Below are 24509 nucleotides of genomic sequence, written 5' to 3'. Positions count from 1 at the left end.
CGCATTCCGTGAGCCTCGTCCGTCCCAAGTGACCTGGCCGCTCGCTTCCCGAGAAGCGGGGCCTACTTCAAGCCTGGCCAAGACTGACCTGGCTAGCCGACCTTGAGCTGATGGACTCGCTGCTTGGAGATACCGAGAATGCGGGCCGTGTCCGGTTCCGACCAGAGCCCCGTCAGCGCGGTCGCCGCACGTCGGGCCAGTTCGGCAGCCTTCCTGGTGTGCGCCTCGGCAAGCCTCTTCTCCCGCTGATACTCAGACACCAGGTCCGACAATTCCTCCGGCAAGTCGAAGGAGAGCTCGACGGCGGGCGTGTCATCCGGCCACGCCCAGACATGGGCCTGGTTGAGCTCTCTTTCCATCTGGGTCAACGACAAAGCCACGGCCACACCGCGAACCCGCTTCGAAGGATCCCGGGCCACCCAATGCCCTTCCTCGAAGGTGATCGTGTAAACGATCGGCTCGCTCATCGCCCTGTCTCCATCTCCTTGATCGCAGCCCGCAGCTCTTCCAGCGCCTCGGCATACAGAGTGGGAGCCCGATCCGGGTTCGCAGGGATATAGATCATCGGCGAGATCCTGCCGTCTTTGATCACACGCAACAAGCACGTCCCCCGTTGAAGGTGGTGCAGCCAATCCGCAGTGGCACCGGCTGCCGCCACGATCTCTGCGACTTCGGCGAGCTTGCGCATGTGTGGAGGCAGGTTCTCGAGCGCGACCACCATACTAGGAAGACAGCTTCCAAGTCGCCTAGGAGCCACCCCATCCAGTTGCGGCAATCATGGGCCTGGAATGCTGTTGAGCGCGGCAAAGATGTCAGTGGATGCGTGGTATTGATGGGCTCTGGCCCACTTAGTCCTGACGCCTCCACGCTGTGTCACCGAGAACATCGGAATTGAGCCGGAGCCCATTCGTTTGACGCGCAACACGAAGAATGACGAGATCCCGCGCTCGAGGCAGGCCACGTCCCCGCTTGCCCGTGAGACGGTTTCATCGACTAGCCGCACCGTTCCCACCATGCTCGATCAGGTACTGCTCTTCTAGACCCGCTGCATCATCACCTTCGGCCTCGAAAAGCCCGACAGACCAGGGGATCGGACATGGTGGAAGGTGATCAGGATCAGGGCACAGCAGGCGTTGCACCTTTTCCTCAACGTCCCGTGCCTGCTCTGGGGTGGCGTACATCTCTACGCGCAACTCCCACCGCACTCGATCTCCGTCCACGGTCTTCCATCCTCTCGCGCACAGTCGAAGGCCTCGACGTGAGCATGACGCTCCTCGAACCGCACGACAATCCAATTTCCAGGCAAACACAGCGCGGCCCACGCTCGACGACGAGGAGGCGGTATGACCGAACGGATGAGCTGGCGAGAAATCAGGAATCGCCGCATGGCCGAGCCGGGAGCCACCGAGGCGTACGAGGCAGCACGCCTGGCGCACGAGCTCGGAAAGACCGTTCGGACTATGCGGGAGGCTCGTGGCCTGAGTCAGAACGACCTGGCGCGCGCCGCTGGAATGACCCAGCCCACAGTGGCCCGATTCGAAGCAGGCGGCACCATCCCCACGCTGCCGATCATCGAACGCCTGGCGAACGCGCTGGATGCCGACTTGGAAGTCCGTCTGAGCCTTCGGACTTCGGCGGCCTGAGAGGTCGGTGACCGCCCGCCACGGCAGAGCGGGAGGGCATCAGTCAGGCAACCACCGAGATGGGCGACGGGTGGGGCCCCTCAAATAGAGCGTGTGAGCGTAGCGAACGCCTTTCCTTCGCCTCGGCATACAGGCAGAGCTTCGAGCTAAAGAGGCGAACATTCGCGCTGTTGCGCTACCCGCAGGCGGAGGGCAAGGCTCAAGTCCGATGTTTGGCGGGGCACCCTTGTGCTCCGCCACCTGACGAGCAAACTGGACGCCTCAACCCGTATGTGGACGTGGTGATCCACACCCTCTGGGCGTTGGTGATGCTGCGCCCATCGGTCCTGGACGCGCAAACCGCACATGATCTTGAGGGTCAGTCGTGCGTATGCTCGATGAGACCGGCCTGTCCCAGCGGTCCCGGCGAGAGCTTGAGGCGGTCGTCTACGCTCTGCGCATGATCCGTCCAAGCTGAGAGGGGAACTTCGTGTCGGACGACTTGGCCGGGCTGACCGGTTTGCTCCACGAGATCGGCCTGCTCAAGCGCTACAAGCGCACGGGCTGGTTGATCGCAGGGGTACGCGATCCGGAGAGCATCGCCGAGCACTCCTTCCGAGCGGCGGTCATCGCCAGTGTGGTCGCGGCTCTGGAGGGGGCGAACCCCGAGCGCGCCGCGTTTCTCAGCCTGTTCCACGACACCCAGGAAACGCGCATCACCGACATCCCCTACATCGCTAAGCGCTACCTCAAGGCGACCACCAACGAGCAGGTCACCTCTGACCAGGTGCGCGATGTGCCCGGGTCAGTCGCCGAGATGGTCGGCGACGCGGTCGGAGAGTATGAGGAGAAGACCAGCCTCGAAGCCATCTGCGCTCGCGACGCGGACAAGCTGGAATGCCTCCTTCAGGCCACCGAGTATCGGGAACAAGGTCACCAAAACGTCCAGCCCTGGATCAACAGCTCCCTAGCTGCTCTCAAGACCCCGACCGCCAAGCGTCTGGCGGACGAAGCTCTGCGGACGGGCACCCTGGACTGGATGACCCGCATCCTCAACGCAGAACCGAATGCTTGAAGCCAAAGCCTTCGCTGGGTGACGATCTCCCCGAAGGCGGCAGGAAGCGTTCATGATCTCGCCCGGTGAGCAAGCCTTACGTGACGGACAGCGCCTCCCACCTCGGGCGGGGGCTCGGACATGGACTGGCCGCGCCTCACTGACCGCGCCATGCCCGTTGAGCCTCGTCCCTGTCTTCGTCGGTGAGCGGGCCATGTTGCTGCTCGAAGTCGCGGACGATCTCGCCGGCCTTCAGGAGCGCCAACTGGCGCTCCAGAGCCTCGTTGACGAACCGCGAAAAGTCGCGCTTGCCGGTGCGTGCCTCGACCTCCTCGGCTACGGACCGGCGAATGGTCACAGACTTCTTGACCATCTTGTCGTCGTGGGCGATTTCAGAGGCCAGGGACATGCCCCATTGAAGCGGGACAACCGCGCCGCCCGATGGTTTTCGTGACGTAGTTGGTCTCCCGCCCGGCGGGGCGGATGGGTGTCAGGCGGGCGGCCACCCAGGTGGGTAAGGGGTGGGCTTCTCCAGAAAAGCGACCGAGCGTGAGCGAGGACCTCCAGGGGCGGGCCGACAGGCCCGCTGGAGAGACGTGTGAGCGCAGCGAACACCATGCCCTTACCGATCGGCCAGGGATGAGATCCCAGATGCCCGCCCGCCGCGGCGGGGCGGGGTGGGGTGGGCATCAGGCGGGCGACCAGCCAGGCGGGTCACGGGTGGGCCCTCAAAAAAGAGCGTGTGAGCGTAGCGAACGCCTTTGTGCTGGGCGCTTGCCGTACTAGGTGAGGGCGTTGGTGATCTGGTCGAGGGTGGGGATGGGGCTGTCCCAGAGGGAGGTGAGGGCGGTGGCGGCCATGAGGCGGACGCCCATGCCGATGGCCTGCTCGTCGACGTCGAACGTGCCCTGGTGGATGTCGTAGGTGGTGCCGCCGGGCGTGCGGGTGCCCAGGCGGGCGAAGGCGCCGGGGATCGACTCCAGGTACCAGGCGAAGTCCTCGCCGCCGAGCGACTGCTGGGTCGGCACGACGCTGCCCGGGCCGAGGGCGCGCTCGGCGGCCTCGGCGAACATGTCGACGCTGGACTCGTCGTTGACGACCGGCGGGACGCCGCGGGTGTAGTCCATGGTGGCCTCGACGCCGTAGGCGCCGGCGACCGACTCCAGGAGCGCCTTGATGAGGTCGGGGGCGGCGTGCCAGGCGTTCTCGTCGAGGCAGCGGACCGTGCCCTCGGCCAGGCCGTCGTCGGGGATGGCGTTGGCGGCCGTACCGGCCTCGACCTTGCCCCAGACGAGGCTGAGCGAGGAGCGCGGGTCGACGCGGCGCGAGAGGGCGGCGGGGAGCTCGGTGAGGATCTTGGCCAGGGCGAAGACCAGGTCGGCGGTCAGGTGCGGGCGGGCCGTGTGGCCGCCGGGGCCCTTGACGCGGATCGAGAGCTTGTCGCAGGCGGAGGTGATCGGGCCGGACTTGAGGCCGATCTGCCCGACGTCGACGCGCGGGTCGCAGTGCAGGCCGAAGATGCGGTCGACACCGCTGATGCCGCCGTGGGCCATGACCTCGAGGGCGCCGCCGGGCAGTTCCTCGGCGGGCTGGAAGATCAGGCGGACACGGCCGGGCAGCAGTCCGGCGGCGGCCTGCTGGGCGAGGAAGACCGAGGTGCCGAGCAGGATCGTGGTGTGCACGTCGTGGCCGCAGGCGTGGCAGGCGCCGTGGTCGGTGGAACGGTAGGAGACGTCCTTCTCGTCCTGGAGCGGGAGGGCGTCGATGTCGGCGCGCAGGGCGATGGTGGGGCCGTCGCCGCTGCCCACGTCGCAGATCAGCCCGGTGCCGCGCGGCAGCACCGAGGGCACCAGACCGGCGGCGGTGAGCCGCTCGGCGATCCGCTGGGTGGTCCTGTATTCAGCGAAGGCAAGCTCAGGGTGCCTGTGGAGGTCACGGCGGAAGGCCACGAGGTCCTGCTCGTTCTCCGCCAGGAACGCGTCCAGTTCCCCCCGCAGCTCACGTCCCCGCATCGTTCACCGTCCCGTCATGCCGTACGAATCACCAGGATCGCACGACCGTATATATCGTCACTTGTCCCGACAGTGGTTAGCTGTCCGGTCTGGGCAGCTGCCCTGCGATTCGAAGGCCGCACCCCAAGGTTCGGTGCCGGAGATCGTCAGCACGGGTGTAGCGCGGCAAGGTTGGCCGTGAGCCCGATGGCGATGACATCGACTTTATCGCTCTCGCAGGCGTTCTCGCGGACAACTACACCAAAAGTTAGCCCGCTGCATGCCCGAAACCGCTGGTCGTCACGTTACGTACACGGCGACGTGGTCAGGAAATAGTCACAAGGGATCATTAGATCATCACCCGATGTGGCCCTGTCCAAACGTGGTCGTCGATTTCGAATCGTGTCACCTTCCGGCATGGGTATCACACTACGACGCTGGCTGCATTTGAGAAGAATCGGTGCTTCACTCGCAATATGATCACTAATATCCCGTTCGGGGAGAAGCATGCACGGTTGAGCATCTTCGAGCCGAGCGAGGGGACCCTGGTGGTCGTGCCCTCGCTCTCCCTGCCGCAGGATGAGCTGCGCCGCATCACGGGGGTGAGGTGCTACGAGGAGCGCCTGCTGTTCCTCCTCCTCACGTTGCGCGAGCCCGGAGTCAGGGTGGTCTACCTGTCCTCCATGCCCGTCGATCCCGACATCGTCGACTACTACTTCGGCTTCCTGCCCGACCCGGATGGCGCCGCCAAGCGGCTGCAACTGATCAGCCTCGACGACCCCTGCTCCCAGCCGCTGACCAGAACCCTGCTGGATCGACCCGACGCCATCGGCGAAATCAGGGAGGCCATCGGCGGCGACGACGCGTGGATGGTCCCGTTCGTCCTGAGCGAGCTCGAGGAAGAGCTGGCCTCGTTACTCAACGTGCCGCTCTACGGCCCGGCCACCTCGCTGGCGTACTACGGCTCCAAGAGCGGCGCCAGGGAGATCGGGCAGGAGGCGGGCGTGCCGATGGCCCGCGGCTTCCGCGACATCCGCCTGCTGACCGAGCTCGAGGACGCGATCGAGGAGCTGCCGGGCGAGCAGGTGATCGTCAAGCTGAACGACGGCTATTCCGGGCTCGGCAATGCGCTGGTGCGCAAGAACGACAGGGCGTGGACCAGCTTCTCCGCCGAGGGCGAGACGTGGGAGAGCTTCTCGGCCAAGATCATGGACAGGGGTGCGGTGGTCGAGGAGTTCATCGAGCACCGCCCGCTGTACTACCCCAGCGCGCTGGCCAGGATCACGCCGGGCGGGCACGCCGACGTGGTCGCCACCCACGACCAGGTGCTCGGCGGCGCCAACAACGACGTCTACCAGGGCTGCACGTTCCCCGCCGCGCCCGAGTACCGGGCCGAGGTCCAGGGCTCCGCGACGCGGATCGCGAACCTGCTGGCCGACAGGGGCGTGGTGGGCCTGTTCGGGATGGACTTCTTCGCGCTCAAGGCCGACGCCGGGTACGCGGCGCTGCTGTGCGAGATCAACCTGCGCATCGGCGGGACCACGCACCCCTTCGGCGCGGCCCTGCTGACGACCGGCGCCACCTACGATCCCGGGCTCGGGCTGCTGGTGGCCGACGGGCAGCCGAAGTACTACACCGCCACGGACAACTGCGCCGCCTACTGCCTGAAGGGCCGCTCTCCCGGTGAGGTGGTGCGGATGGTGGAGTCGCTGGGACTCGGGTTCGACGCGGCCAGCCGTACCGGGAACGTGCTGCACCTGCTCGGGGCCATTCCCGAGTACGGCAAGCTCGGCTTCACCTCGATCGGCAACTCCCGCGAGGAGGCCGACGAGCTCCACAGGCTCACCCGGCGCGCCCTCTGCGGAGCAGACCCCGCACCCCGATGACGCCGAGGACGATCCCCAGGATCACGTTGACGGCGATCAGGATGCCGTGGACCACGTAGAAGCTGGTCGGATGGCCCGCGGCCAGGTTAAACCCAAGATTCACCCACTCGAAGATCATGAACACTCCGAGAATAACGAGGAAAACGGCCAATTTTCTCGACATAGTCGCCTCTCAGGCGTCGTGGGTGGATCTACGGGGCAGGTGTCGCCACATGGGCAATGACACGAAGCTACGCTGAGATCCGCCATGTGGATGAAACTGGTGCCTGTCACGGCACTCTTCGCGACGGTCACCATGACCACTCCGGCGCACGCCGCCCAAGGCCCTATCGGCGGCGACATGCTGGGCAAGCGTGGGCTGGTCCACCCGGCCGGCGTCAAGGTGCCGCCCAAGACCAAGGCCACCTCGTACGTGATCGCCGATGCCGACACCGGGCAGGTGCTCGCGGCCAAGGACGCGCACGGGCGCTACGCCCCGGCCAGCACGCTCAAGACCCTGACCGCCGAGACCCTCATCCCCAAGCTCGACCGCACGCTCAAGGTGAAGCCGAGCGCCAACGCGGTCAACCAGGAGGGTTCGGCCGTCGGCCTGACGACCAAGGCGATCTACACGGTCGACGACCTGTTCAAGGGCCTGCTGCTGTGCTCGGGCAACGACGCGGCGGTGGCGCTGGCCGAGACGAACGGCGGGATGGGCAGGACGCTGTCGGACATGAACGCCGAGGCCAGGCGGCTGCAGGCGAAGGACACCGTGGCCAAGACGCCCAATGGCCTGGACAAGCCCGGACAGCTCAGCTCCGCTTACGACTTGGCGCTCATCGCCCGCGCTGGTCTGAAAAATCCAGACTTCCGGCGGTACGTGAGCCTGAAGAGCGCCAAGTTCCCCGCCCCGAAGGGCAAGTCGTACGAGATCGGCAACCACAACAAGCTCCTGTGGCGCTACAAGGGCATGATCGGCGTCAAGAACGGCTGGACGTCCAAGGCGCTGGGCAGCTTCGTCGGCGCCGCCACCCGCGGCGGCCACACCATCATCGTAACGATCATGCGCTACGACGGCTCGTTCTGGAACGAGGTGGCGAGCCTGCTGGACTGGGGCTTCGCGGCCCGCGGCAAGGTGCAGCCGGTCGGACAGCTGGTGGATCCGATCCCTGACCAGCAGGCGGTGACTCCGCCGTCGGCCCTGGCCCAGGAGCCGCTGAAGACGCCGATGCTGGGCGCGGCGGCCGCCAAGCAGACCGACGCCAGCAGGACCGTGGGCGGGGTCGTCATCGGCGGCGGGCTGCTGTTCGGCCTGGCGTGGCTGGGTTTCGGCATCCGGCGCAGGCGCGCGTCACGGCCATGACGCGGGAAGCGGCGTGGGCGACGGCGGCGGCGCCATCCCGGCGGTGGCGGTCCACGCGGCCACGTAGAGCGCGAGCCGCGCGGAGAGGTTGATCCACAGCAGCAGGCCCACCATCACGGCGAACGTGCCGTAGATCGGGTTGGTCAGCGTGTGCCCGAGCACCAGCCCGGCCAGCAGCTTGAGCAGCCCGAACCCGACCGCCCCGAGCAGGGCGCCGCGGGCGATGACCGTGAAGGGCTGGGTGGGCCGCGCCACCCAGCCGAGCACGATCAGGAACAGCGTCCAGTCGGCCACCACGCCGGCCACCACCCCGGTGCTCCACACCGCGCCCCTGCTGAGCAGGTCGCCGCTGTCGAGGCCGAGGACGCCCGTCAGCCAGGCCGTGGCCTGGTTGGCGAACCCGCTGACCGCCACCGAGGCCAGCATCGTCAGCCCCATGAGGACGAGCGAGACCAGGTCGCGTGCCTTGCCGAGGAAGAAGTTGAGCGGCTGCTTGAGCGACATCGACATCTCCCGCAGCGCCCCGCGCAGCGCGTCGACCGCGCCGAGCCCGGCGTAGAGCAGACCGAGCAGGCCGACGACGGAGATCGTGGTGGCGTACTGGCTGATCTGTTGGAGCTGCAACTGGCCGGCGATGCCCGGCAGTTGCTCGCTCATCGCCCGGTCGAAGGCCTCGGTCAGCGCCGGGCTGGCCGAGGCGACCTTCACGAACAGCCCGTACGCCAGGGCCACCAGGGGGAAGAACGACAGGAACGCGAAGTAGGTGATCGCCCCCGCGAGCCGGTCACCGAAACGCCCCTGGTAGCGGCGGAACGTGCGGATCAGGTGGTCGACCGAGGGACGGCGGACGCGCCAGTGGTCGACGTACCGGCGCCCGCGTTCCTTGGCCGCCGCGACGCGTTGCATCAGCCGTGCGATCACCGTCGTCCGCCCCTTTTCGGAAGAAACCGACGATCAAGTGTGCATGTTCAGCCCTCGGGAGTCCCGAGAACGCGCCGTGCCGCCTCGTCGAGGTCGGACAGAACCTTGGCGAGATCATGGCCTACGAGCCGCCCGTCGCGCTTGACCACCTTCCCACCGACCAGCACGGTGTCAACAGTGCTTGTGTCGGCGTTGAGCACGACGGCGCCGATCGGGTCGTGCGCGGCGGCCATGCCGAGCGTGTCGGTGCGCAGCAGCACCAGGTCGGCCTGCTTGCCCGGCCGCAGCGAGCCGACGACGTCGCCGAGCCCGACGACCTGCGCCCCTTCCAGCGTGGCCATCCGCAGCGTGTCCGCCACGGTGATCCGCCCCCGCTCCATCATGAACGCCGCCCGCATCAGGCTGAACATGTCGCCGGGCGCGCACACCACCGTGTCGGCGCTCAGCGAGACGGGCATGCCCGCCGCCCGTGCCCGGCCGGTGATCGGGTCTCCCATGCCCAGCGTCATCTCGTCGATCGGCGACACCGAGACGCTCCCGCCCGACTCGGCGATCACCTTGAGCGCCTCGTCGGTGTAGTGGTTGGCGTGGATGTAGGTGATGCGCTGCTCGAGCAGGCCGCTGTCGCGGAGCCAGGCCAGCGTGTCCCCGGCGCTCTGCCCGCTGTGCGAGCCCAGGTGCGCGGTGATGTCCAGGTCGAGCTCGGCGGCCAGCCGCCACTCGCGCAGTGCCTGCTCCCGGCTGACGATCTCCGGGCCGAGCGCCGCCATGGCCATGGGTACGCCGAGGTCGCGTACGCGCCGGGTCTCGGCCTCGAAGCCCTCGGCGGGCCCGCCGTAGCAGTAGCCGAAGACGGCCCTGATGCCCGAGGCCCGCAGCGCGTCCACGGTGGCGTCGGTGTGCTGGGGCGTGAACTGGATGTGCGACCAATCCAGCAACGTGGTGATCCCCGCGTCGAGCGCCTCCAGCGCGCCGGCCAGGTTCCCGGCCCGCACGTCCTCGGGCGCGAAGCGGGGCGCCAGCTCCCCGAGGACAGTCCGCAGATATCCCGCGAAATCCGTGTTCGGGGCGACCGCCCGGATGGCGGCCTGCCAGGTGTGCCGGTGGCTGTCGACGAACCCGGGCAGCACGATGCGCCCGGTCGCGTCGATCACCTCGTCGCCGCTGAGGCCTTTGCCCACGGCCGCGATCTTCCCGTCCTCGATGAGCACGTCGGTGTCGCGCAGCACGACCGGGTTCGGCTCGGTGTCGATCACGATGCCGTTTCTGATCACTGTTGTCATAGCTGAAAGCTTAGAGAAAAGCTTTTTAGAAAGCAATCTGGTGACAGGTATCCTCGATGCGTGGAACGCAAGGACGAGGTCGACGCGCTGGTCCCGCGCTGGGAGAGGTCGGGCCTGTCGCCTTCGCTGATCGCGGCTCTCGAGCTGAGCAAGCGGATGTCGCGCATCAACGGCCTGTTCGAGCAGGCGCTCAAGCCCGAGCTGGCCGAGCTGGGGCTCACCTATGCCGAGTTCGACGTGCTGGCCGCGCTGAACCGGCTCGGCCCGCCGTACCGGATGAAGCCGAGCGAGCTGTCACGGGCGCTGTTCCTCACCTCGGGCGGGATCAGCAACGTGCTGCAGCGGCTGACCGCGGCCGGCTACGTCGAACGCGCGGACAACGACGGCGACGGCCGCAGCCGCTGGGTGCAGCTCACCACCGAGGGCCTGCGCGTCTCCGACACCGCGATGGCCGTCTCGGGCAAGGTGCACGAGGACGTGCTCGCCGGCGTCCCTGAAGAGGCCGTACGGCAGGCCGCCGACGCCCTGCGCGAGGTGCTGCTCGTGGTCGGCAGGCGCCGGCTCCGCTAGGCCTCCGGCAGCGGCAGGCCCAGGTTCCTCAGGCCGCCCGCCATCGTGCGGACCGGGTCGTCGGACAGGATGGCCCACGGCATGCTGTCGACGCGGCGGCCGATGCGGGCCAGGTGGCGCTTGCGCCTGTCGTAGTCGCGCATCTTGTTGCCCTGCAGGTAGGCCCCGGCGAAGAGGTTGTGCGCCCTGAGCGCGTACGGGTGCGGGGTCTGCCTGCTCTCCCACTTGGCGTCGGCCTCGCGGATCTCGCCGAGCACCTCGTGGGAGAAGTAGCGAAGCTCCAGCTTCGCCCCGGCCACGAACTTGTTGTCCTCGTAGAGCCGGTCGCGCTCGCGGCGGTAGCGGATGAAGTGCGCCAGCGGCAGCATCGCCACGATCGGGCTGCCCGCCGGGGCACGCTCGACCGTGTCACGGGCGAAGGCGAACATCTCCTCCTCGGATCCCGACCAGCGGTCGCCGACGATGCCCAGCCTGTCCCAGTGCGCGGCGAACAGGCGAGGAGAGCGCGCCACCGCCTCCTGCCAGAGCCGGTCGACGTCCTCCCTGCGCGCCTGGGTCAGCGCTGCTACACGCTGCAGCACCGCCCACGGCGCCGCGTCGCCGGGGGCGAGCCGGGCGGCGCGCAGCAGCGAGTCGTGCGCCTCCTGCAGCAGCGCGAAGAAACGCTGGAACTCCTCGTCGCTGAGATGCCCGTCGAAAGCGCTCCACGCCTCGTCGGCGATGACGCAGCCGTGCCACACCCACAGGTCGGGGTCCTCGTCGGCGTCTCTCAGCAGGTCGGCCAGGCGCTCGCTCTGCCCGTTCGCCGCCCTGGCCAGCGCGTCGAGCCGCAACGTCCTGCGGTCGGAGTCGCCGCGCGTCTCGGCCAGCAGCGCCTTGCCCGCGGCCAGGTGTCCCTCGGCGACCGCCTCGACGCCCGCGTCGAGCGCGGGATCGGACCAGGTCCGGTCGAGCACGAACCGCGCGTGATCTTCCGCCCTCCGCCTGAAGAGCCCCACAGCCTCCCTCTCACGCTGTACGGCGAAGCCGCCCCACCGCCGGTCACCGTACTTCGGCGGGCTCTGTCCAGGGAGACGCTACTCCGGTGATGCGGGGCTGGGCACCGCTACGACTCCGCTCCTGGCCGGGCACCCGGTCTTGCGGGTGCCCGCCGTACTCAGAGGCTCGGCAGGAAGCCGACGCGGTCGCGGACCTCGGCCATCGTGCGGGCGGCGACCTCGCGGGCACGCCCGGCGCCGATGGCCAGCAGGCGGTCCAGCTCCGACTCGTTGGCCAGCAGCTTCTCGGTGCGCTCGCGGATCGGGGTGAAGGTCTCCACGACGGCCTCGGCCACGTCCTTCTTGAACGTGCCGTAGCCCTGGCCCTCGTAGCGGGCGACCAGGTCGGGGATCGGGGTCCTGGTGAGCGCCGACTGGATGCGCAGCAGGTTGGAGATGCCCGGCTTGATCTCCTCGTCGAAGAGCACCTCGGAGCCGGTGTCGGTGACCGCGCGCATGACCTTCTTGCGCAGCGGGCCTGGCTGCTCGAGCACGTCCAGGATGCCGGCGGGGCTGGAGGAGGACTTGGACATCTTCGACGTCGGGTCCTGGAGGTCGGTGATCTTCTCGACCTCCTTGAGGATGTACGGGTCGGGCAGCGTGAACGTGTCGCCGAAGCGGTGGTTGAAGCGCTGGGCCAGGTCGCGGGTGAGCTCGAGGTGCTGCTTCTGGTCGGCGCCGACGGGGACCGCGTTGGCCTGGTAGAGCAGGATGTCGGCGGCCTGCAGGATCGGGTAGGTGAACAGGCCCACGCTGGCCGCGCTCTCGCCGAACTTGGCGGACTTGTCCTTGAACTGCGTCATGCGGGCGGCCTCGCCCATGCCGGTCAGGCAGATCAGCACCCAGGCCAGCTCGGTGTGCTCGCGCACGTGCGACTGGACGAAGACGGTGGAGCGCTCGGGGTCGAGCCCGGCGGCGAACAGCTGCGCGGCGGCCACCCGGCTGCGGCGGCGCAGGGCGTCGGGCTCGGTCGGCACGGTGATCGCGTGAAGATCGACGACGCAGTAGAAGGCGTCGTGCGTCTCCTGCAGCGTGACCCACTGGCGGACCGCACCCAGGTAGTTGCCCAGGTGGAAGGAGTCTGCCGTGGGCTGGATGCCGGAGAGTACACGAGGTCTGGCCATAGCAGGCAATTGTGTCAGGAATCCTGCTCAGGCGGCGACTCAAGCACCGGACGGCGTTTCACCCGGACGCGGGCGATCCTGCGGCCGTCCAGCTCGGTGACCGTCAGCTCGAACCCGGGGACCTCTACCTTCTCCCCGACGGAGGCGACGTGCCCGAGCACGGCCATGACGAAGCCGCCGAGCGTCTCGTAGGGGCCGTCGGGCAGCCGGATCCCGGTGTCCTGGGCGAAGTCGTTGAGGTTGGTCAGGCCGTCGATCTCCATCTCGCCCGCGGGCAGCACCACGGTGTCGTCCTCGACGTCGTACTCGTCCCTGATGTCGCCGATCAGCTCCTCGACCAGGTCCTCGAGCGTGACGATGCCCGCGGTGCCGCCGTACTCGTCGACCACGATGGCCAGGTGGTGGTTCTCGTCGCGCATCTCCGACAGCGTGGTGAGCACCCGCTTGGACGTGGGCACGAGCTTGATCGGCCGGATCGGCACCAGCTGGCTGATCGGCTCGATCCGCCCGGTCAGCACCGGGTCGAGCAGGTCGCGTACGTGGACGAAGCCCAGGATCTCGTCGTAGGACTCGCGGTAGACGGGGAAGCGGGAGTGCGGCATCGCGGCGGCCAGCACCGCGGCCTCGGCCAGCGGAGTGTCGGCCTCCATGAACTCCACCTCCGTCCGCGGCAGCATCACCTCGCGCAGTTGCCGCTTGCCGGCGGCGAACACCTCGGCGATCAGGTTCCGCTCGTCGGCGTCCAGGTCGGCGTGGCCGACGACCATGTCGCGCAGTTCCTCGGTGGTCACCTTCTCCCTGTCGGCCTGCGGGTTGCCGCCGAGCAGCCGGACCACGCCGTCGGTCGACTTCGACAGCACCCAGATGATCGGGCGCGACAGCGACGCGACCCGGTCCAGGATGGGCGCCACGACCAGCGAAAGCCGTTCGGCGCGCTGCCGGGCGAACCGCTTGGGCGCCAGCTCCCCGAGCACCAGCGAGAAGTAGGAGATCGCGATGGTCACCAGGATCAGCGCGAGCGAGGGGGCGATGGCCGGGGAGACCCCCCAGCCCTCCAGTGCGGGCACCAGCAGCGCGCCGATGCGGTCGGCGCCGAAGGCGGCCGACAGCACGGTGGCGACGGTGACCCCGATCTGCACCGCGGACAGGAAACGGTTGGGGTCGCGGGCCAGCTTGGCCACCCGCTGACCCCGCTTGCCCTTGCCGGAGAGCCTGCGTATCTGGCTCTCCCGCAGGGAGATCATCGCCATCTCCGCGGCCGCGAAGAACCCGCCCACCACAATGAAGAGCAGGACCAGGGCGAGATTGGCCACGACGGTGTCAAACATGGTGTTGGCAGCGTACTCGGAGGGATTCACCCGTATGCTGAACAGCAAGCCCTACAAAATCGCACATGTTTAAACAGGAGTGAACATGAGACTGCTGGTCACCGGAGGCGCGGGATATGTCGGCAGCGTCGTCGCGGCGCAGCTGGTCGAGGCCGGGCACGAGGTGACCGTGCTCGACGACCTGTCCACGGGGCACGAGAACGCCGTGCCCGCCGGGGCTCGCTTCGTCCGGGGGTGCATCACCGACCCGGGCGACGCGCTCGACGGGGTGGAGGCGGTGCTGCACTTCGCCGCCAAGTCGCTGGTCGGCGAATCGGTCGAGAAGCCCGGTCTCTACTGGAAGCACAACCTCGGCGGAGCCCTCGCGCTCCTGGACGCGATGCGACAGCAAAATGTCGGAAAAATCGTCTTCTCGTCGACAGCAGCCGTGTACGGCGAGCCGGAACGGACCCCGATCGAGGAATCCGACCCCACCCGGCCCACCAACCCCTACGGGGCCTCCAAGCTGGCCGTCGACACCGTGCTGACCACCTACGCGGGGCTGCACGGGCTCGGCGCGGTCAGCCTGCGCTACTTCAACGTGGCCGGAGCCTACGGCGCCTTCCGCGAGCGGCACGCGATCGAGACCCACCTCATCCCGAACGTCCTGAAGGTGGCCACCGGCGAGCGCGAGTCGGTATCGGTGTTCGGCACCGACTACCCCACGCCCGACGGCACCTGCGTACGCGACTACATCCACGTCGCGGACCTGGCCCGCGCGCACCTGCTCGCGCTCGACGCGATCACCCCGGGCGAGCACAAGATCTACAACCTGGGCAACGGCACCGGCTTCTCGGTCCACGAGATGATCGAGGTCTGCCGCGAGATCACCGGCCACGAGATCCCGTCCGTGGTCGGCCCGCGCAGGCCCGGAGACCCCGCCGTACTGGTCGCCTCGTCCGCGAAAATCCAGCGTGAGCTGGGGTGGAAGGCCGAGCGGGGCTCGATGGCCGAGATCGTCGGGGATGCCTGGGGAGCGCTTTCCGGAAAATGAGGTATGCCGACGCCGAATCTGTGCTGTGATACCGAAATGTGAGGAGCTTTTCACCAAGGGTCACGAAGGTGCTCTTCGGCGTCCTCATCCTGTTAGGCAGCCTCGCCGCCGCATCCGGCGTGGTCTTCGCCACCTCACAGCCCGCCCCCGCCACCCACGCCGCCACCCCCTGCCCCCGCCACTAGTGGCCTGGTTGTCGGCAGGGCGCCGGACATGAAAAACGGCGCGCACCCGAAAACGGATGCGCGCCGAAAGCCTCGGATCAGATCAGGCCGAGGGACTTCACCGCGTCGCGCTCCTCGATGAGCTCGCCGACGGAGGCGTCGATGCGCTCGCGGGAGAACGCGTCGATCTCGAGCCCCTGGATGATCTCGAACCGCCCGTCGACCGCGCGGACCGGGAAGGAGGAGATGAGCCCCTCCGGCACCCCGTACGAGCCGTCGGAGACGATCGCCGCGGAGGTCCAGTCGGTGCCGTTGACCCAGTCGTAGACGTGGTCGATCGCGGCGTTGGCGGCCGAGGCGGCCGAGGAGGCGCCGCGGGCCTCGATGATGGCGGCGCCGCGCTTGGCGACCGTGGGGATGAACGTCTCGCGCAGCCACTCCTGGTCGACCTGCTCGGCGGCGACCTTGCCGCCGACCTCGGCGTGGAACAGGTCGGGGTACTGCGTGGCGGAGTGGTTGCCCCAGATGGTGATGTTCTTCACCTCGGTGACCGGGACGCCGAGCTTCTGGGCGATCTGGGAGATCGCGCGGTTGTGGTCGAGGCGGGTCATCGCGGTGAAGCGCTCGGCCGGAACGTCGGGCGCGTTCTGCTGGGCGATGAGCGCGTTGGTGTTGGCCGGGTTGCCCACGACCAGGACCTTGATGTCGTCGGCTGCGTGGTCGTTGATCGCCTTGCCCTGCGGGCCGAAGATGCCGCCGTTGGCGCCGAGCAGGTCGCCGCGCTCCATGCCGGCCTTGCGCGGCATGGCGCCGACGAGCAGCGCGACGTTGGCGCCGTCGAAGGCCACGTTGGGGTCGTCGGTGATCTCGATGCCGGACAGCAGCGGGAACGCGCAGTCGTCGAGCTCCATCGCGGTGCCCTCGGCCGCCTTCACCGCCTGCGGGATCTCCAGCAGGCTCAGCTTCACCGGGACGTCGGCGCCGAGCAGCTGGCCCGACGCGATGCGGAACAGCAGGGCGTAGCCGATCTGACCGGCGGCTCCGGTGACGGTTACCTTGACGGGCGTGGCCATGGCCTTCCCCCAACTCAACGGGTTTATGGATGGTGACGTCTCGGGATGTTACCCGCTCGTCATCCGCAGGGTTCCATCGCGGGCACTTTCAGCTCCGGGTTGAAGCCGACCTGGCCGAAGTACTTGCTGAGCAGTGACTTCATGGTGCCGTCGTGGTAGAGATCCTTGATCACACCGGTGACCGCTTTACACGTCTTGGCATCGCCCTGCTTGATGCCGACGGCGTAGCGCTCGTCGTTCAGCTGGGCACCCAGGACGCGGAAGCGCAGGTTCTCCCTGCTGGCGAAGCCGGCCAGGATGAGGTCGTCGCCGGGGATGGCGTCGACGCCGCCGTTCCTGAGCAGGTCCATGCACTGGGCGTAGTTGCTCGCGGGCACCGGCTCGACCTTGACCTTCGACTGGACCTCGCCGACGGACGGGCTGTCGGGCGCGCACAGTTTCCTGCCCTTGAGGTCGGCCAACGTCTTGATCGAGTCGCCGTCGCGGATCAGCACGTCGTGGTGGGCCAGGTAGTACGGCCCGGCGAACTGGACCTCGCTCTTGTCGATGGAGTAGGTGGCCAGCACCAGGTCGACCGTGCCCTCGGCCAGCATGTCTGCCCGGTTGGCCTTGGTGACCTTGGTGAAGACGGTCTGCTTGGCGCCGAGCGCGGTGGCGATCCGCCTGGCCAGCTCGACGTCGAAGCCCTCGAAGCCGCCGTTGCGCTGCAGGCCGATGCCGGGCAGGTCGACCTTGACGCCGATGGTGACCTTGCCGGTCTGGGCGATCTTGTCGGCGACCGCGGAGAAGACGGCGGGCTGGGCGGGATTCTCGCCCAAGGTGGGCGGCGGCGTGGTGGCGGGCGGCTCCTGGCCGAGGGCCAGCGACGACGGGAAGCCGTTCATCAGCAGGGCGACGGCGGCCGCCGCGAGCAGGACCAGGGCCATGATCAAGCCGATCCACATGCCCGTTCGCCGCCTGCGGACCGGCGGGGGCGGTGGCGGCGCCGTCACGGGAAGCGGCATGGACACGGAGGGCGACTGGGTGAGGCTCGTCTCGACGACCGGCTTGTGTTCCGTGACCGCGGTCGACACCCGCGGGATCGGCATCGTGTCGTCGCCGGCCAGTTGCGCCGCCCTGTTCATGACGGCGGTGGAGGCTCCGACGGTCTCCGGCTGGCCGAGCAGCCGCAGCAGGATCTGGTCGGCCGAGGGCCGCTCGGCCGGGGCCTTGGCCAGCGCCGAGCGCACCACCCCGCGCAGCGGCTCCGGCATGATCTCGACGTCGACCTCGTGGTTGAGGATCCGGTTGAGCACGACCGCGATCGAGTTGCCCTCGAAGGCGGTCTTCCCCGTGGCAGCGAACGCGAGCGTCGCGCCCCAGGCGAACACGTCGGTGTAGGGCCCGATGTCGTCGCCCGCGATCTGCTCGGGGGCCATGTAGGCGGGCGTGCCGATGGCGCGGCTGGTGATCGTGCCGGTGGAGTCGATGATCCGGGCGATGCCGAAGTCCACCACGCGTGGGCCGTCCGCCGCGATCAGCACGTTGTCGGGCTTGAAGTCGCGGTGCACGATCGAGGCGTGGTGGATCGCGGTCAGCGCGGTGGCCGTGCCGATCGCCAGCCGGTCGAGCGCGGTGCCCTGCAGCGGCCCGTCGGCCTCGACCACGTCGCGCAGCACCCGCCCGTCGATGTACTCGCTGGCGATGTAGGGCGTGTTGCCTTCGAGGTCGGCCTCCATGACGCGGGCCGTACAGAAGGAGGCGACCCGCTGGGCCGCCTTCAGCTCTCTGGCGAAGCGCGATCTCGCGATCGTGTCGCCGGAGAACTTGACGTGCAGCAGCTTGATCGCCGCCCGCTCGCCCTGCTCGTTGGCGCCCAGGTAGACGATGCCCTGACCGCCCTCTCCGATCCTGCCGGTCAGCCGGAACGACCCCAGTTGGCTGGGATCGCCGGCAACCAGCGGCGAGATCTGCGGCATCCGTCTTTCCCCACGTGTACACAAAGCCCGACGAGGCAAACTTTACGACGCCCAGGAAGCTCTCAGGGAACCGTTAACCGTTCGTGATCCAGCGAGATGGAGGCTTCGCACCATGTACGACATCGTGCTGTTCGGCGCCAGCGGATTCACCGGCGCACTCACCGCCGCCTACCTTAACCGGGTCGCGGGCCCCGATGTGCGCTGGGCGCTGGCCGGGCGCGACAGGGCCAAGCTGGAACGCCTCGGCCTCGACGCGCCGATCCTGATCGCCGACGCCACCGATCCCGCGTCGCTGGCCGCGATCGCCCGTCAGGCCCGCGTGGTCGCCACCACCGTCGGTCCTTACATCAGGTACGGCGAGCCGCTCGTCGCGGCGTGCGCCGAGGCGGGCACCCACTATCTGGACCTGACGGGCGAGCCGGAGTTCGTGGACCGGATGTACGTGCGCTACCACGATCGGGCCGTGGCGTCGGGGGCCAAGCTCGTGCACGCGTGCGGGTTCGACTCGATTCCCTCTGATCTGGGGGTGCTGTACACGGTCAGCCAGTTGCCGGAGGGCGTCCCGCTCCGCGTGTCCGGATATTTGCGGACTCGCCTGCAGCCGTCGGGCGGCACCTTCCAGTCGGCGCTGTCGATCATGTCGCGCCCGCGCCAGATGCTCGAGGCGGGCACCCAGCGCCGCTCGGCCGAGCCCGTGCCCGCGGGCCGCCGGGTCAGCTCGCTGCCGGGCGGCCTGCGGTACGTGGGCGGCTGGGCGATGCCGATGCCCACGATCGACCCGCAGATCGTCGGCTACTCGGCCCGCCTGCTCGACCGCTACGGCCCCGACTTCACCTACCGGCAGTACTTCGCGGTCAAACGGCTCCCGCAGGCCCTCGCCCTGGCCGCCGGGGCCACCGCCCTGGCCGGGGCCGCCCAGATCCCTCCGGCCCGCCGCTTCCTGTCGACCCGCCTCCAGCCGGGCGACGGCCCCACCCCGGAGCAGCGCGCCCGCAACTGGTTCAACCTCACCATCGTCGGGGAAGGCGGCGGCCGCCGCGTCCGCACCCAGGTGACGGGCGGCGACCCCGGCTACGACGAAACCGCCAAGATGCTCGCGGAGTCGGCCCTCTGCCTCGCCTTCGACGAGGTCCCCGACCTGGCCGGCCAGCTGACGACGGCCGCAGCCATGGGCCACCCCTTGATCACCCGCCTCACCGAAGCCGGCATCGCCTTCTCCACGAAGGAGGCAACACAGGCCTAGCGACAGATCGAGAGAGCCGAGAGCCAGGGTTCGTCGTCGTCCTCCCGAACCGCGGTCACCGTCGTGGCGCCCCACCATCGGTCGACCTCGAAGAGCACGGGTACTCCCTTCCGGACGTCACATCGTCGCACGTCGAGCACGAGTTCGAGGGTGAGTGCGGCACCGGGGCCGAGCGTGCGGGGAATCGGCCCACCCGTCGCCTTCACCAGTGACACGTCCGCCGTCTTCACCGCCACGCCGGTGATCGTGACGGGCAGCCACCCGTCGTTGACGAACATCTGGACGACGGTGGCCCTGGCCGTGCTCGGCCTGCCCGCGTCGTCCCTGTAGACGAACGTCTGCTCCGGGCCGAAGCCCCGATGCTCGAGCCGGGGAACCACCGCACCCGACCGCCAGGCCAGCAGGCAACCGAGGGAGACCACCACGCCGACGGCCAGGACGAGGCGGAGGCGGCGACTCAACCTCCCGACGCCGGGATCCAGCCGGGCCCAAACGTCGGCAGAAATCACTTCACCTCTCCCCTGTCACGCGAAATGGCATTCTGCTACGTTTTCGGGCGTGATGAAAGGCACTCGTTGCTCGTAATCTGGTTCCTGCCGTTGACCGCGGTTCTCGCGCCGCTCGCGACAAAGTACGCCGACGGCTCTCTCACGCCGACAACGGTGAATCGCTTCGCCCGCTGGCAGCAACTGGACGTCGGCGAGTTCAACGGCGGCCTCGTCCTCGGCTACCTCCGGGTGACGCAGCGCTGGAAGTGGATCGGGCTGGCGGCCGGGCTGGCGTGGACGATAGTCACTGTCACGCTAAGTCCGTTTCCATTTGTGGTCGGCTGGCTTTTCGGAATTGTGGCCGCGGAGATTGGATTCGGCCGGGGGCAGAAAGGGCGGCCGATCGGCATACAGCTCGCGCCGACGCTGCTCGTCGTCTGCTGGAGAATCGCCGCCGCCGTCGGCTGCGCCCTGGCCGTTGCCACGGTGGCGCGCTCTTTCCGCGCCGAGGTGGGGGTCGCCGAACGATTGGCGGCGGTGACCGCGCTCGGCGCGACGCTCGCCGTACACCTGCTGGTCAGGAGCCTCCAGCGGCGGCCGCTGCACGCGGGACCTGCCGACCTGGTCGGGGCCGAGGTGGCCGTGCGCTCCTCGTCGGCGCGCAAGCTGCTCGCGCTCGGCGCGGCCGTCACGCTGTGGACGGGGCTGCAGGCCGCCTACCCGCAGCCACCCCATAACGCGATCGACCTGGTGGTGATCGTCTCGTACGGCCTGCCGGTGGTGGCCTGGGTGGCCGCGGCCTCGTCCTGGCAGGCGAGGCCGGCGCGGGAGAGCCGGACCCTGCCGTGGGTTCCCATCGCCGCGGTGCCGCTGGCCGTGGCGGCCTTCCTCGTACCGAATCCCGTGCCGGCGCAGGTGCAGTCACAGCCGGGACAGCAGCTGGGAACCCTCCAGTACGCGCGGCTCGCCCAACATGCCTGGGAAGTGGGTTCCGTGGAGGGGTACCAGTACCGGTTCACCGAGGCGGCCACCTACGTGGCCAGACGCACCGGGCTCGAGCGCCCGGCACCGTTCGCGCTCAGCGGGAACGGCAGTTACGCCGTCTACCTCGACGACGTCTCGCGCCGCATGGTCCGCAGGAACCTGGAGACCGGCGAGAGCCGCTTTCTAACCGGGAAGCTGGCCGACGACGCCGTTCCCGAGCCCGTGCTGTCGGCCGACGGCAGCTATGTCACGCTCACGGACGCCGCCGGGACCGACCTGATCGACATGAACTCCCCTGCCCGGGTGCGGATGCCGGGCGTCCGGTACGTGCTCGGGATCGGGCCGGACAGCCTGGTCGTCACCACCGGGCGGCCGGCGCTACCGGGGACGCCCGACACCGAGTTGCGCACGGTCGGCCATGACGGCACGGTCCGCACCCGCGTGCCGTACGACCCGACGCTGCGGGCGTGGCTCGCGCCCGACGCGCGCACGCTGGTGACGGTGACCGGCACCGAGGTGGTGTCGATGGACGCGCGCACCGGTCACGTCACCCGGCGCAGGCCGCTGGGCGTGCGCCGGGACGGCGAGGTTCCCGAGCCGCGAGGCTGGTCGGAGGACGGGAAGCTGCTCGTGACGCTCGGCGAGGACGGGTATCTCGTGGATCCCGCCACCGGCAGGTCCGCACGCGCCGCCGAGTTCCCTGAGGACGCCGTGGTCGGCAAGGTGGTGGCGCGATGAGAGTCGTCCTGGCCGTGGCGGCGCTCCTGGCCGCGGTCTGGGTGGTGCTGCCGTCCTGGACGGCGGATCGGCCCGCGTTCGTCCGTGCCTCACCCACTCCCTCCGCCGCGCCGGCACCGCCCGAGCTGCGCGGGCGGGTGACCGGCCCGGTGCGCTACGCCTACCGTCCCGAGTGTGACGAGGAGGTTCCCGCGTGCGAGCGCTGGGTGCTGGTCTCGGCACGCGGTGAGCGTTGGTTGCTGCCGGACGCCCTGTCCGAGGACGTCCTGGCGCTCAGCCGGGACGGGACCCGCGCCGCCTACCCGCACAGGAAAACGGGGCGCCTGGTCGTCGCCGACCTGGCGGCGGGCACCGCCAGGACCTATCCCGTGCGGCCCTCCTTCCCCGCGCCGGAGTTCTCGCCCGACGGCCGCCGTCTCCTGGTCCCCGGCGACCATCCGGTGGTCGTCGACGTCGACCGCGGCACGGTACGCAGGACGCCCGGCGGCCCGGAGCCGGTGCCTCCGCCCGGGCATGTCACGACCACGACGTACCTCGCCTATGCCGAGGGTGGGGCGATCCGCCGCGTGACGCTGCCGGGCAATCTGGTCGGCAAGCTGTCGCCCTCGGGGCGGCTGCTCGCCACGGTGCCGCGCGAGGTGACCCCGGAGGAGGTGGTCACGCCTGGCGTGCTCCTCGTCGACGCCGCGACCGGCAGGTCCCTGCGTACGATCCCGGGCCCCGTCCAGGAGGTCGTGCGGTGGGAGAGCGAGAGCGCCCTGATCGTGCGGAAGGACGGGTACCAGGTCCTCGACGTGAACACCGGCGGCCTGCGCCCGCTCGGGATCGACGGGGACGGCGTCGTGGTGGGCGCCGTCGGCTAGCGGGATCCGGCGACCTGGCGGGCCGCGGGTGGACGCTTCTCCCATTCATCGAAAAGGCGGCGAGCCGCCGAGGCCGCTCGCCGCCTTCCGTACAGATCCAGGATGTCGCCTAGTAGGCCACGGCTCTGGTCTTGTACACCGCACGCAGGTACGGGTTCTTGAACTTCGGGTACGCAACGGTCTGCGGGTCGCCGTCGCTGGTGTAGCGCATGTCCGGGTTGCGGTCGAGCCAGTCCAGCCACGCCGTCGAGCAGAACTGCGCGCAGTCGCCCTTCTTGTCCATCGCCCTGATCCGCGGGATGCCCAGCGGGTCGAAGGTCTTGGCGAACGGCGCCGGCGCCGGCGTGTACCCGGCCAGGAACACACCCTCGTGGTTGTAGCTGACGCCCCCGAGCTTGCCCTTGATCGCCCATTCCTTCTTGCGGGGCTGGTTTCCGTACGGCAGGGCCAGCGTGACCGGCTTCTCGTGGGCCAGCGAGCTGACCATCTTCTGGACCCAGACGATCTGGTCCGCGACTTCCTTCTGCGACCTGGTGCGCAGGTTGACGTGGTCGCGAGTGTGGTTGCCGATGTCGAAGCCGTTGTCCTTCAGCCAGAGCAGCACCTGAGCCTGCTCCTCCTTCGTCGTCTTGCCGAACATGTCGCGCGTGACGTAGAAGGTGGCGACCGGCTTGAAGCCGGGGTTCTTGGCCGCGACGTCGCGCAGGATCGACACGGCGGTGTTGGGCTTGGGCTGGCCCAGCTCGTCCAGGTCGAGCTGGGAGGGAGAGGAGTCGTCGAAGGTCAGCACGACCGCGTGCTTGCCGGCCGGGATGTCGATCTTCCCGGTGACGTAGTCGGCGGCGGTGACCGGCACGTAGCCGTCGTGGGCCAGCCGCTCGAGGTCGGCACGGAACTTCGCCGGCGTCCTGTCGTCTTCTGAGCCTGGGTTATCGACGATGCGGTGGTACATCAGCACCGGGATCTGGCCGAGCTCGTTGGCCTTGACCTTCACGGCGGCGGCGAGCTTCGCCGCCTTGGCCTGCTGAACCTTGGCCGCGGCCGCCACCTGGGCGGTCTGCGGGTTGGCGCTGGGCTGCCCGCCGCACCCACCCGCCACGACCACGGCCGCGACGGCGACCCCGAGTGCACCCAGACGCATCGCAACCCCTTCGACACGGAACGTCAACACGCAGGGTCCATCCCCACCCCCCTGCCATGCCACTCCGAGCCCGCCCCAAAGAGATCACCAAAGATAGGGGTCATTACAGGCCTCATCGGCCATACTCCGCTGCCACGCCACCAGCCGCCTCTTCGGGTCCCCCGACCTGATCATCCGCTCCGTCTCGACGGCCTCGAACGCCCCGTCCCGCGACCACGAGGTGTAAGTGACGCGCACCGGCCGCGGATCGAGCGGCACGGCCGGGCAATCCGTGACATCGAACTCCATCCGCAGGGTGACGCTGTCCCCGCTACCCAAGGACACGGGAAACTTCTGCTCCACCCGGACCAGCCGCAGCCCGGGGATCCCCGCCGAGACTCCCGTGATCGTGAAGGGCACGAGCCCGTGATTGGTGATCCGCATGTCCACCAGCCCCTCCAGGCCCACCGGCCGGAACTGGTCGTCTCGCCGCATGGCCCCGGAGGTGAAGAAGCCGTCCACCTCCGCGGTAACCCGGGGCTTGACGAGACCGGACCACCAGACCGCCGCCCCGAGCACGACGACCAGCGCCACGGCGCCCAACCTGACCGCGAGCTGACGTCCCGTCAGCAACCCCGCCTTGGGGTCGATCTGTCGCCATAAATCATCCGAGATCGCCACGAGTCG

At 68.9% G+C, this 24509-nt stretch carries 24 protein-coding genes; 9 read left to right on the top strand and 15 right to left on the bottom strand.

Going from position 1 to position 24509, the window contains the following annotated elements:
- Positions 1 to 92: 92 nt before the first annotated feature.
- Together KIK09_RS20085 and KIK09_RS20080 are read right to left on the bottom strand one after the other, a co-directional pair.
- Positions 93 to 467: a protein-tyrosine phosphatase family protein gene (locus KIK09_RS20085; protein ID WP_214320812.1), complete on the bottom strand. Its 375-nt coding sequence runs from the start codon at positions 465 to 467 to the stop codon at positions 93 to 95.
- Positions 464 to 721, bottom strand: a complete 258-nt coding sequence (locus KIK09_RS20080) for a hypothetical protein (protein WP_214320811.1) — start codon at positions 719 to 721, stop codon at positions 464 to 466. Before KIK09_RS20080 ends, KIK09_RS20085 begins: the two co-directional genes overlap by 4 nt.
- Before the next feature lie 622 nt (positions 722 to 1343).
- Here KIK09_RS20080 and KIK09_RS20075 point away from each other — a divergent pair.
- Together KIK09_RS20075 and KIK09_RS20070 are read left to right on the top strand one after the other, a co-directional pair.
- The gene (locus KIK09_RS20075; RefSeq protein ID WP_214320810.1) at positions 1344 to 1643 is read left to right on the top strand and encodes a helix-turn-helix domain-containing protein; all 300 of its coding nucleotides are present in this window, start codon (positions 1344 to 1346) and stop codon (positions 1641 to 1643) included.
- 469 nt (positions 1644 to 2112) lie between these two features.
- Positions 2113 to 2697 (top strand): HD domain-containing protein, encoded by a 585-nt coding sequence (locus tag KIK09_RS20070; RefSeq protein ID WP_214320809.1) that lies wholly within the window; start codon positions 2113 to 2115, stop codon positions 2695 to 2697.
- Positions 2698 to 2833: 136 nt separating this feature from the next.
- On the opposite strand, the gene KIK09_RS20065 is transcribed toward KIK09_RS20070, so the two are convergent.
- On the bottom strand, positions 2834 to 3085 hold the full coding sequence (locus KIK09_RS20065) for a hypothetical protein (RefSeq protein WP_250573515.1): 252 nt from the start codon (positions 3083 to 3085) through the stop codon (positions 2834 to 2836).
- A 373-nt stretch (positions 3086 to 3458) separates the two neighbouring features.
- Positions 3459 to 4688: a M20 family metallopeptidase gene (locus KIK09_RS20060; protein ID WP_214320808.1), complete on the bottom strand. Its 1230-nt coding sequence runs from the start codon at positions 4686 to 4688 to the stop codon at positions 3459 to 3461.
- 455 nt (positions 4689 to 5143) lie between these two features.
- On the opposite strand from KIK09_RS20060, the gene KIK09_RS20055 reads away from it, so the two are divergent.
- Positions 5144 to 6553, top strand: coding sequence for a peptide ligase PGM1-related protein (locus tag KIK09_RS20055; RefSeq protein WP_214320807.1), 1410 nt, complete (start codon positions 5144 to 5146; stop codon positions 6551 to 6553).
- Here KIK09_RS20055 and KIK09_RS20050 read toward each other — a convergent pair.
- Entirely contained in the window at positions 6510 to 6671 is a 162-nt protein-coding gene (locus tag KIK09_RS20050; protein ID WP_504740301.1) for an SCO4848 family membrane protein, read from the bottom strand. The genes KIK09_RS20055 and KIK09_RS20050 overlap by 44 nt on opposite strands.
- Before the next feature lie 129 nt (positions 6672 to 6800).
- Between KIK09_RS20050 and KIK09_RS20045 the strand changes: the two genes are divergently transcribed.
- Entirely contained in the window at positions 6801 to 7895 is a 1095-nt protein-coding gene (locus tag KIK09_RS20045) for a D-alanyl-D-alanine carboxypeptidase family protein (protein WP_214320805.1), read from the top strand.
- Here KIK09_RS20045 and KIK09_RS20040 read toward each other — a convergent pair.
- Positions 7884 to 8816, bottom strand: a complete 933-nt coding sequence (locus KIK09_RS20040) for a YihY/virulence factor BrkB family protein (protein WP_308164206.1) — start codon at positions 8814 to 8816, stop codon at positions 7884 to 7886. The two genes, KIK09_RS20045 and KIK09_RS20040, sit on opposite strands and share 12 nt — an antisense overlap.
- Positions 8817 to 8863: 47 nt before the next feature.
- Positions 8864 to 10099 carry an amidohydrolase family protein gene (locus KIK09_RS20035; protein ID WP_214320804.1) on the bottom strand — a complete coding sequence of 412 codons (1236 nt, stop codon included), beginning with the start codon at positions 10097 to 10099 and terminating at the stop codon, positions 8864 to 8866.
- A 60-nt stretch (positions 10100 to 10159) separates the two neighbouring features.
- Here KIK09_RS20035 and KIK09_RS20030 point away from each other — a divergent pair, with 60 nt between their 5' ends.
- Complete coding sequence (locus tag KIK09_RS20030) at positions 10160 to 10669, top strand: MarR family winged helix-turn-helix transcriptional regulator (protein ID WP_214320803.1); 510 nt, start codon at positions 10160 to 10162, stop codon at positions 10667 to 10669.
- On the opposite strand, the gene KIK09_RS20025 is transcribed toward KIK09_RS20030, so the two are convergent.
- From KIK09_RS20025 to KIK09_RS20015, 3 genes are all read right to left on the bottom strand, one after another.
- A complete protein-coding gene (locus KIK09_RS20025) occupies positions 10666 to 11625 on the bottom strand; it encodes a tetratricopeptide repeat protein (protein ID WP_214320802.1) in 960 nt (319 codons plus the stop codon). The two genes, KIK09_RS20030 and KIK09_RS20025, sit on opposite strands and share 4 nt — an antisense overlap.
- Positions 11626 to 11825: 200 nt before the next feature.
- Positions 11826 to 12830 carry a tryptophan--tRNA ligase gene (gene trpS, locus KIK09_RS20020; protein ID WP_214320801.1) on the bottom strand — a complete coding sequence of 335 codons (1005 nt, stop codon included), beginning with the start codon at positions 12828 to 12830 and terminating at the stop codon, positions 11826 to 11828.
- 14 nt (positions 12831 to 12844) lie between these two features.
- Positions 12845 to 14158 carry a hemolysin family protein gene (locus KIK09_RS20015; RefSeq protein ID WP_214320800.1) on the bottom strand — a complete coding sequence of 438 codons (1314 nt, stop codon included), beginning with the start codon at positions 14156 to 14158 and terminating at the stop codon, positions 12845 to 12847.
- 85 nt (positions 14159 to 14243) lie between these two features.
- On the opposite strand from KIK09_RS20015, the gene galE reads away from it, so the two are divergent.
- Positions 14244 to 15191: a UDP-glucose 4-epimerase GalE gene (gene galE, locus KIK09_RS20010; RefSeq protein ID WP_214320799.1), complete on the top strand. Its 948-nt coding sequence runs from the start codon at positions 14244 to 14246 to the stop codon at positions 15189 to 15191.
- Between the two features lie 262 nt (positions 15192 to 15453).
- On the opposite strand, the gene KIK09_RS20005 is transcribed toward galE, so the two are convergent.
- Both KIK09_RS20005 and KIK09_RS20000 read right to left on the bottom strand, forming a co-directional pair.
- Positions 15454 to 16428: a malate dehydrogenase gene (locus KIK09_RS20005; protein ID WP_214320798.1), complete on the bottom strand. Its 975-nt coding sequence runs from the start codon at positions 16426 to 16428 to the stop codon at positions 15454 to 15456.
- 59 nt (positions 16429 to 16487) lie between these two features.
- Positions 16488 to 18386, bottom strand: a complete 1899-nt coding sequence (locus KIK09_RS20000; RefSeq protein WP_214320797.1) for a serine/threonine-protein kinase — start codon at positions 18384 to 18386, stop codon at positions 16488 to 16490.
- Positions 18387 to 18498: 112 nt separating this feature from the next.
- Here KIK09_RS20000 and KIK09_RS19995 point away from each other — a divergent pair, with 112 nt between their 5' ends.
- Positions 18499 to 19629, top strand: coding sequence for a saccharopine dehydrogenase family protein (locus KIK09_RS19995; protein WP_214320796.1), 1131 nt, complete (start codon positions 18499 to 18501; stop codon positions 19627 to 19629).
- On the opposite strand, the gene KIK09_RS19990 is transcribed toward KIK09_RS19995, so the two are convergent.
- Complete coding sequence (locus KIK09_RS19990) at positions 19626 to 20090, bottom strand: hypothetical protein (protein WP_214320795.1); 465 nt, start codon at positions 20088 to 20090, stop codon at positions 19626 to 19628. The genes KIK09_RS19995 and KIK09_RS19990 overlap by 4 nt on opposite strands.
- 114 nt (positions 20091 to 20204) lie before the next feature.
- Between KIK09_RS19990 and KIK09_RS19985 the strand changes: the two genes are divergently transcribed.
- Complete coding sequence (locus KIK09_RS19985) at positions 20205 to 21839, top strand: hypothetical protein (RefSeq protein WP_214320794.1); 1635 nt, start codon at positions 20205 to 20207, stop codon at positions 21837 to 21839.
- Positions 21836 to 22702 carry a TolB-like translocation protein gene (locus KIK09_RS19980; protein ID WP_214320793.1) on the top strand — a complete coding sequence of 289 codons (867 nt, stop codon included), beginning with the start codon at positions 21836 to 21838 and terminating at the stop codon, positions 22700 to 22702. Before KIK09_RS19985 ends, KIK09_RS19980 begins: the two co-directional genes overlap by 4 nt.
- Positions 22703 to 22811: 109 nt before the next feature.
- Here the strand turns inward: KIK09_RS19980 and KIK09_RS19975 are convergent, their stop codons facing one another.
- On the bottom strand, positions 22812 to 23843 hold the full coding sequence (locus KIK09_RS19975; protein ID WP_214320792.1) for a polysaccharide deacetylase family protein: 1032 nt from the start codon (positions 23841 to 23843) through the stop codon (positions 22812 to 22814).
- An 84-nt stretch (positions 23844 to 23927) separates the two neighbouring features.
- Positions 23928 to 24503 (bottom strand): hypothetical protein, encoded by a 576-nt coding sequence (locus KIK09_RS19970; protein WP_214320791.1) that lies wholly within the window; start codon positions 24501 to 24503, stop codon positions 23928 to 23930.
- Positions 24504 to 24509 lie beyond the last annotated feature (6 nt).

This window comes from Nonomuraea sediminis (assembly GCF_018531495.1).
GTDB lineage: Bacteria > Actinomycetota > Actinomycetes > Streptosporangiales > Streptosporangiaceae > Nonomuraea > Nonomuraea sediminis.
This window is presented reverse-complemented; position numbering and strand designations above follow the sequence as displayed.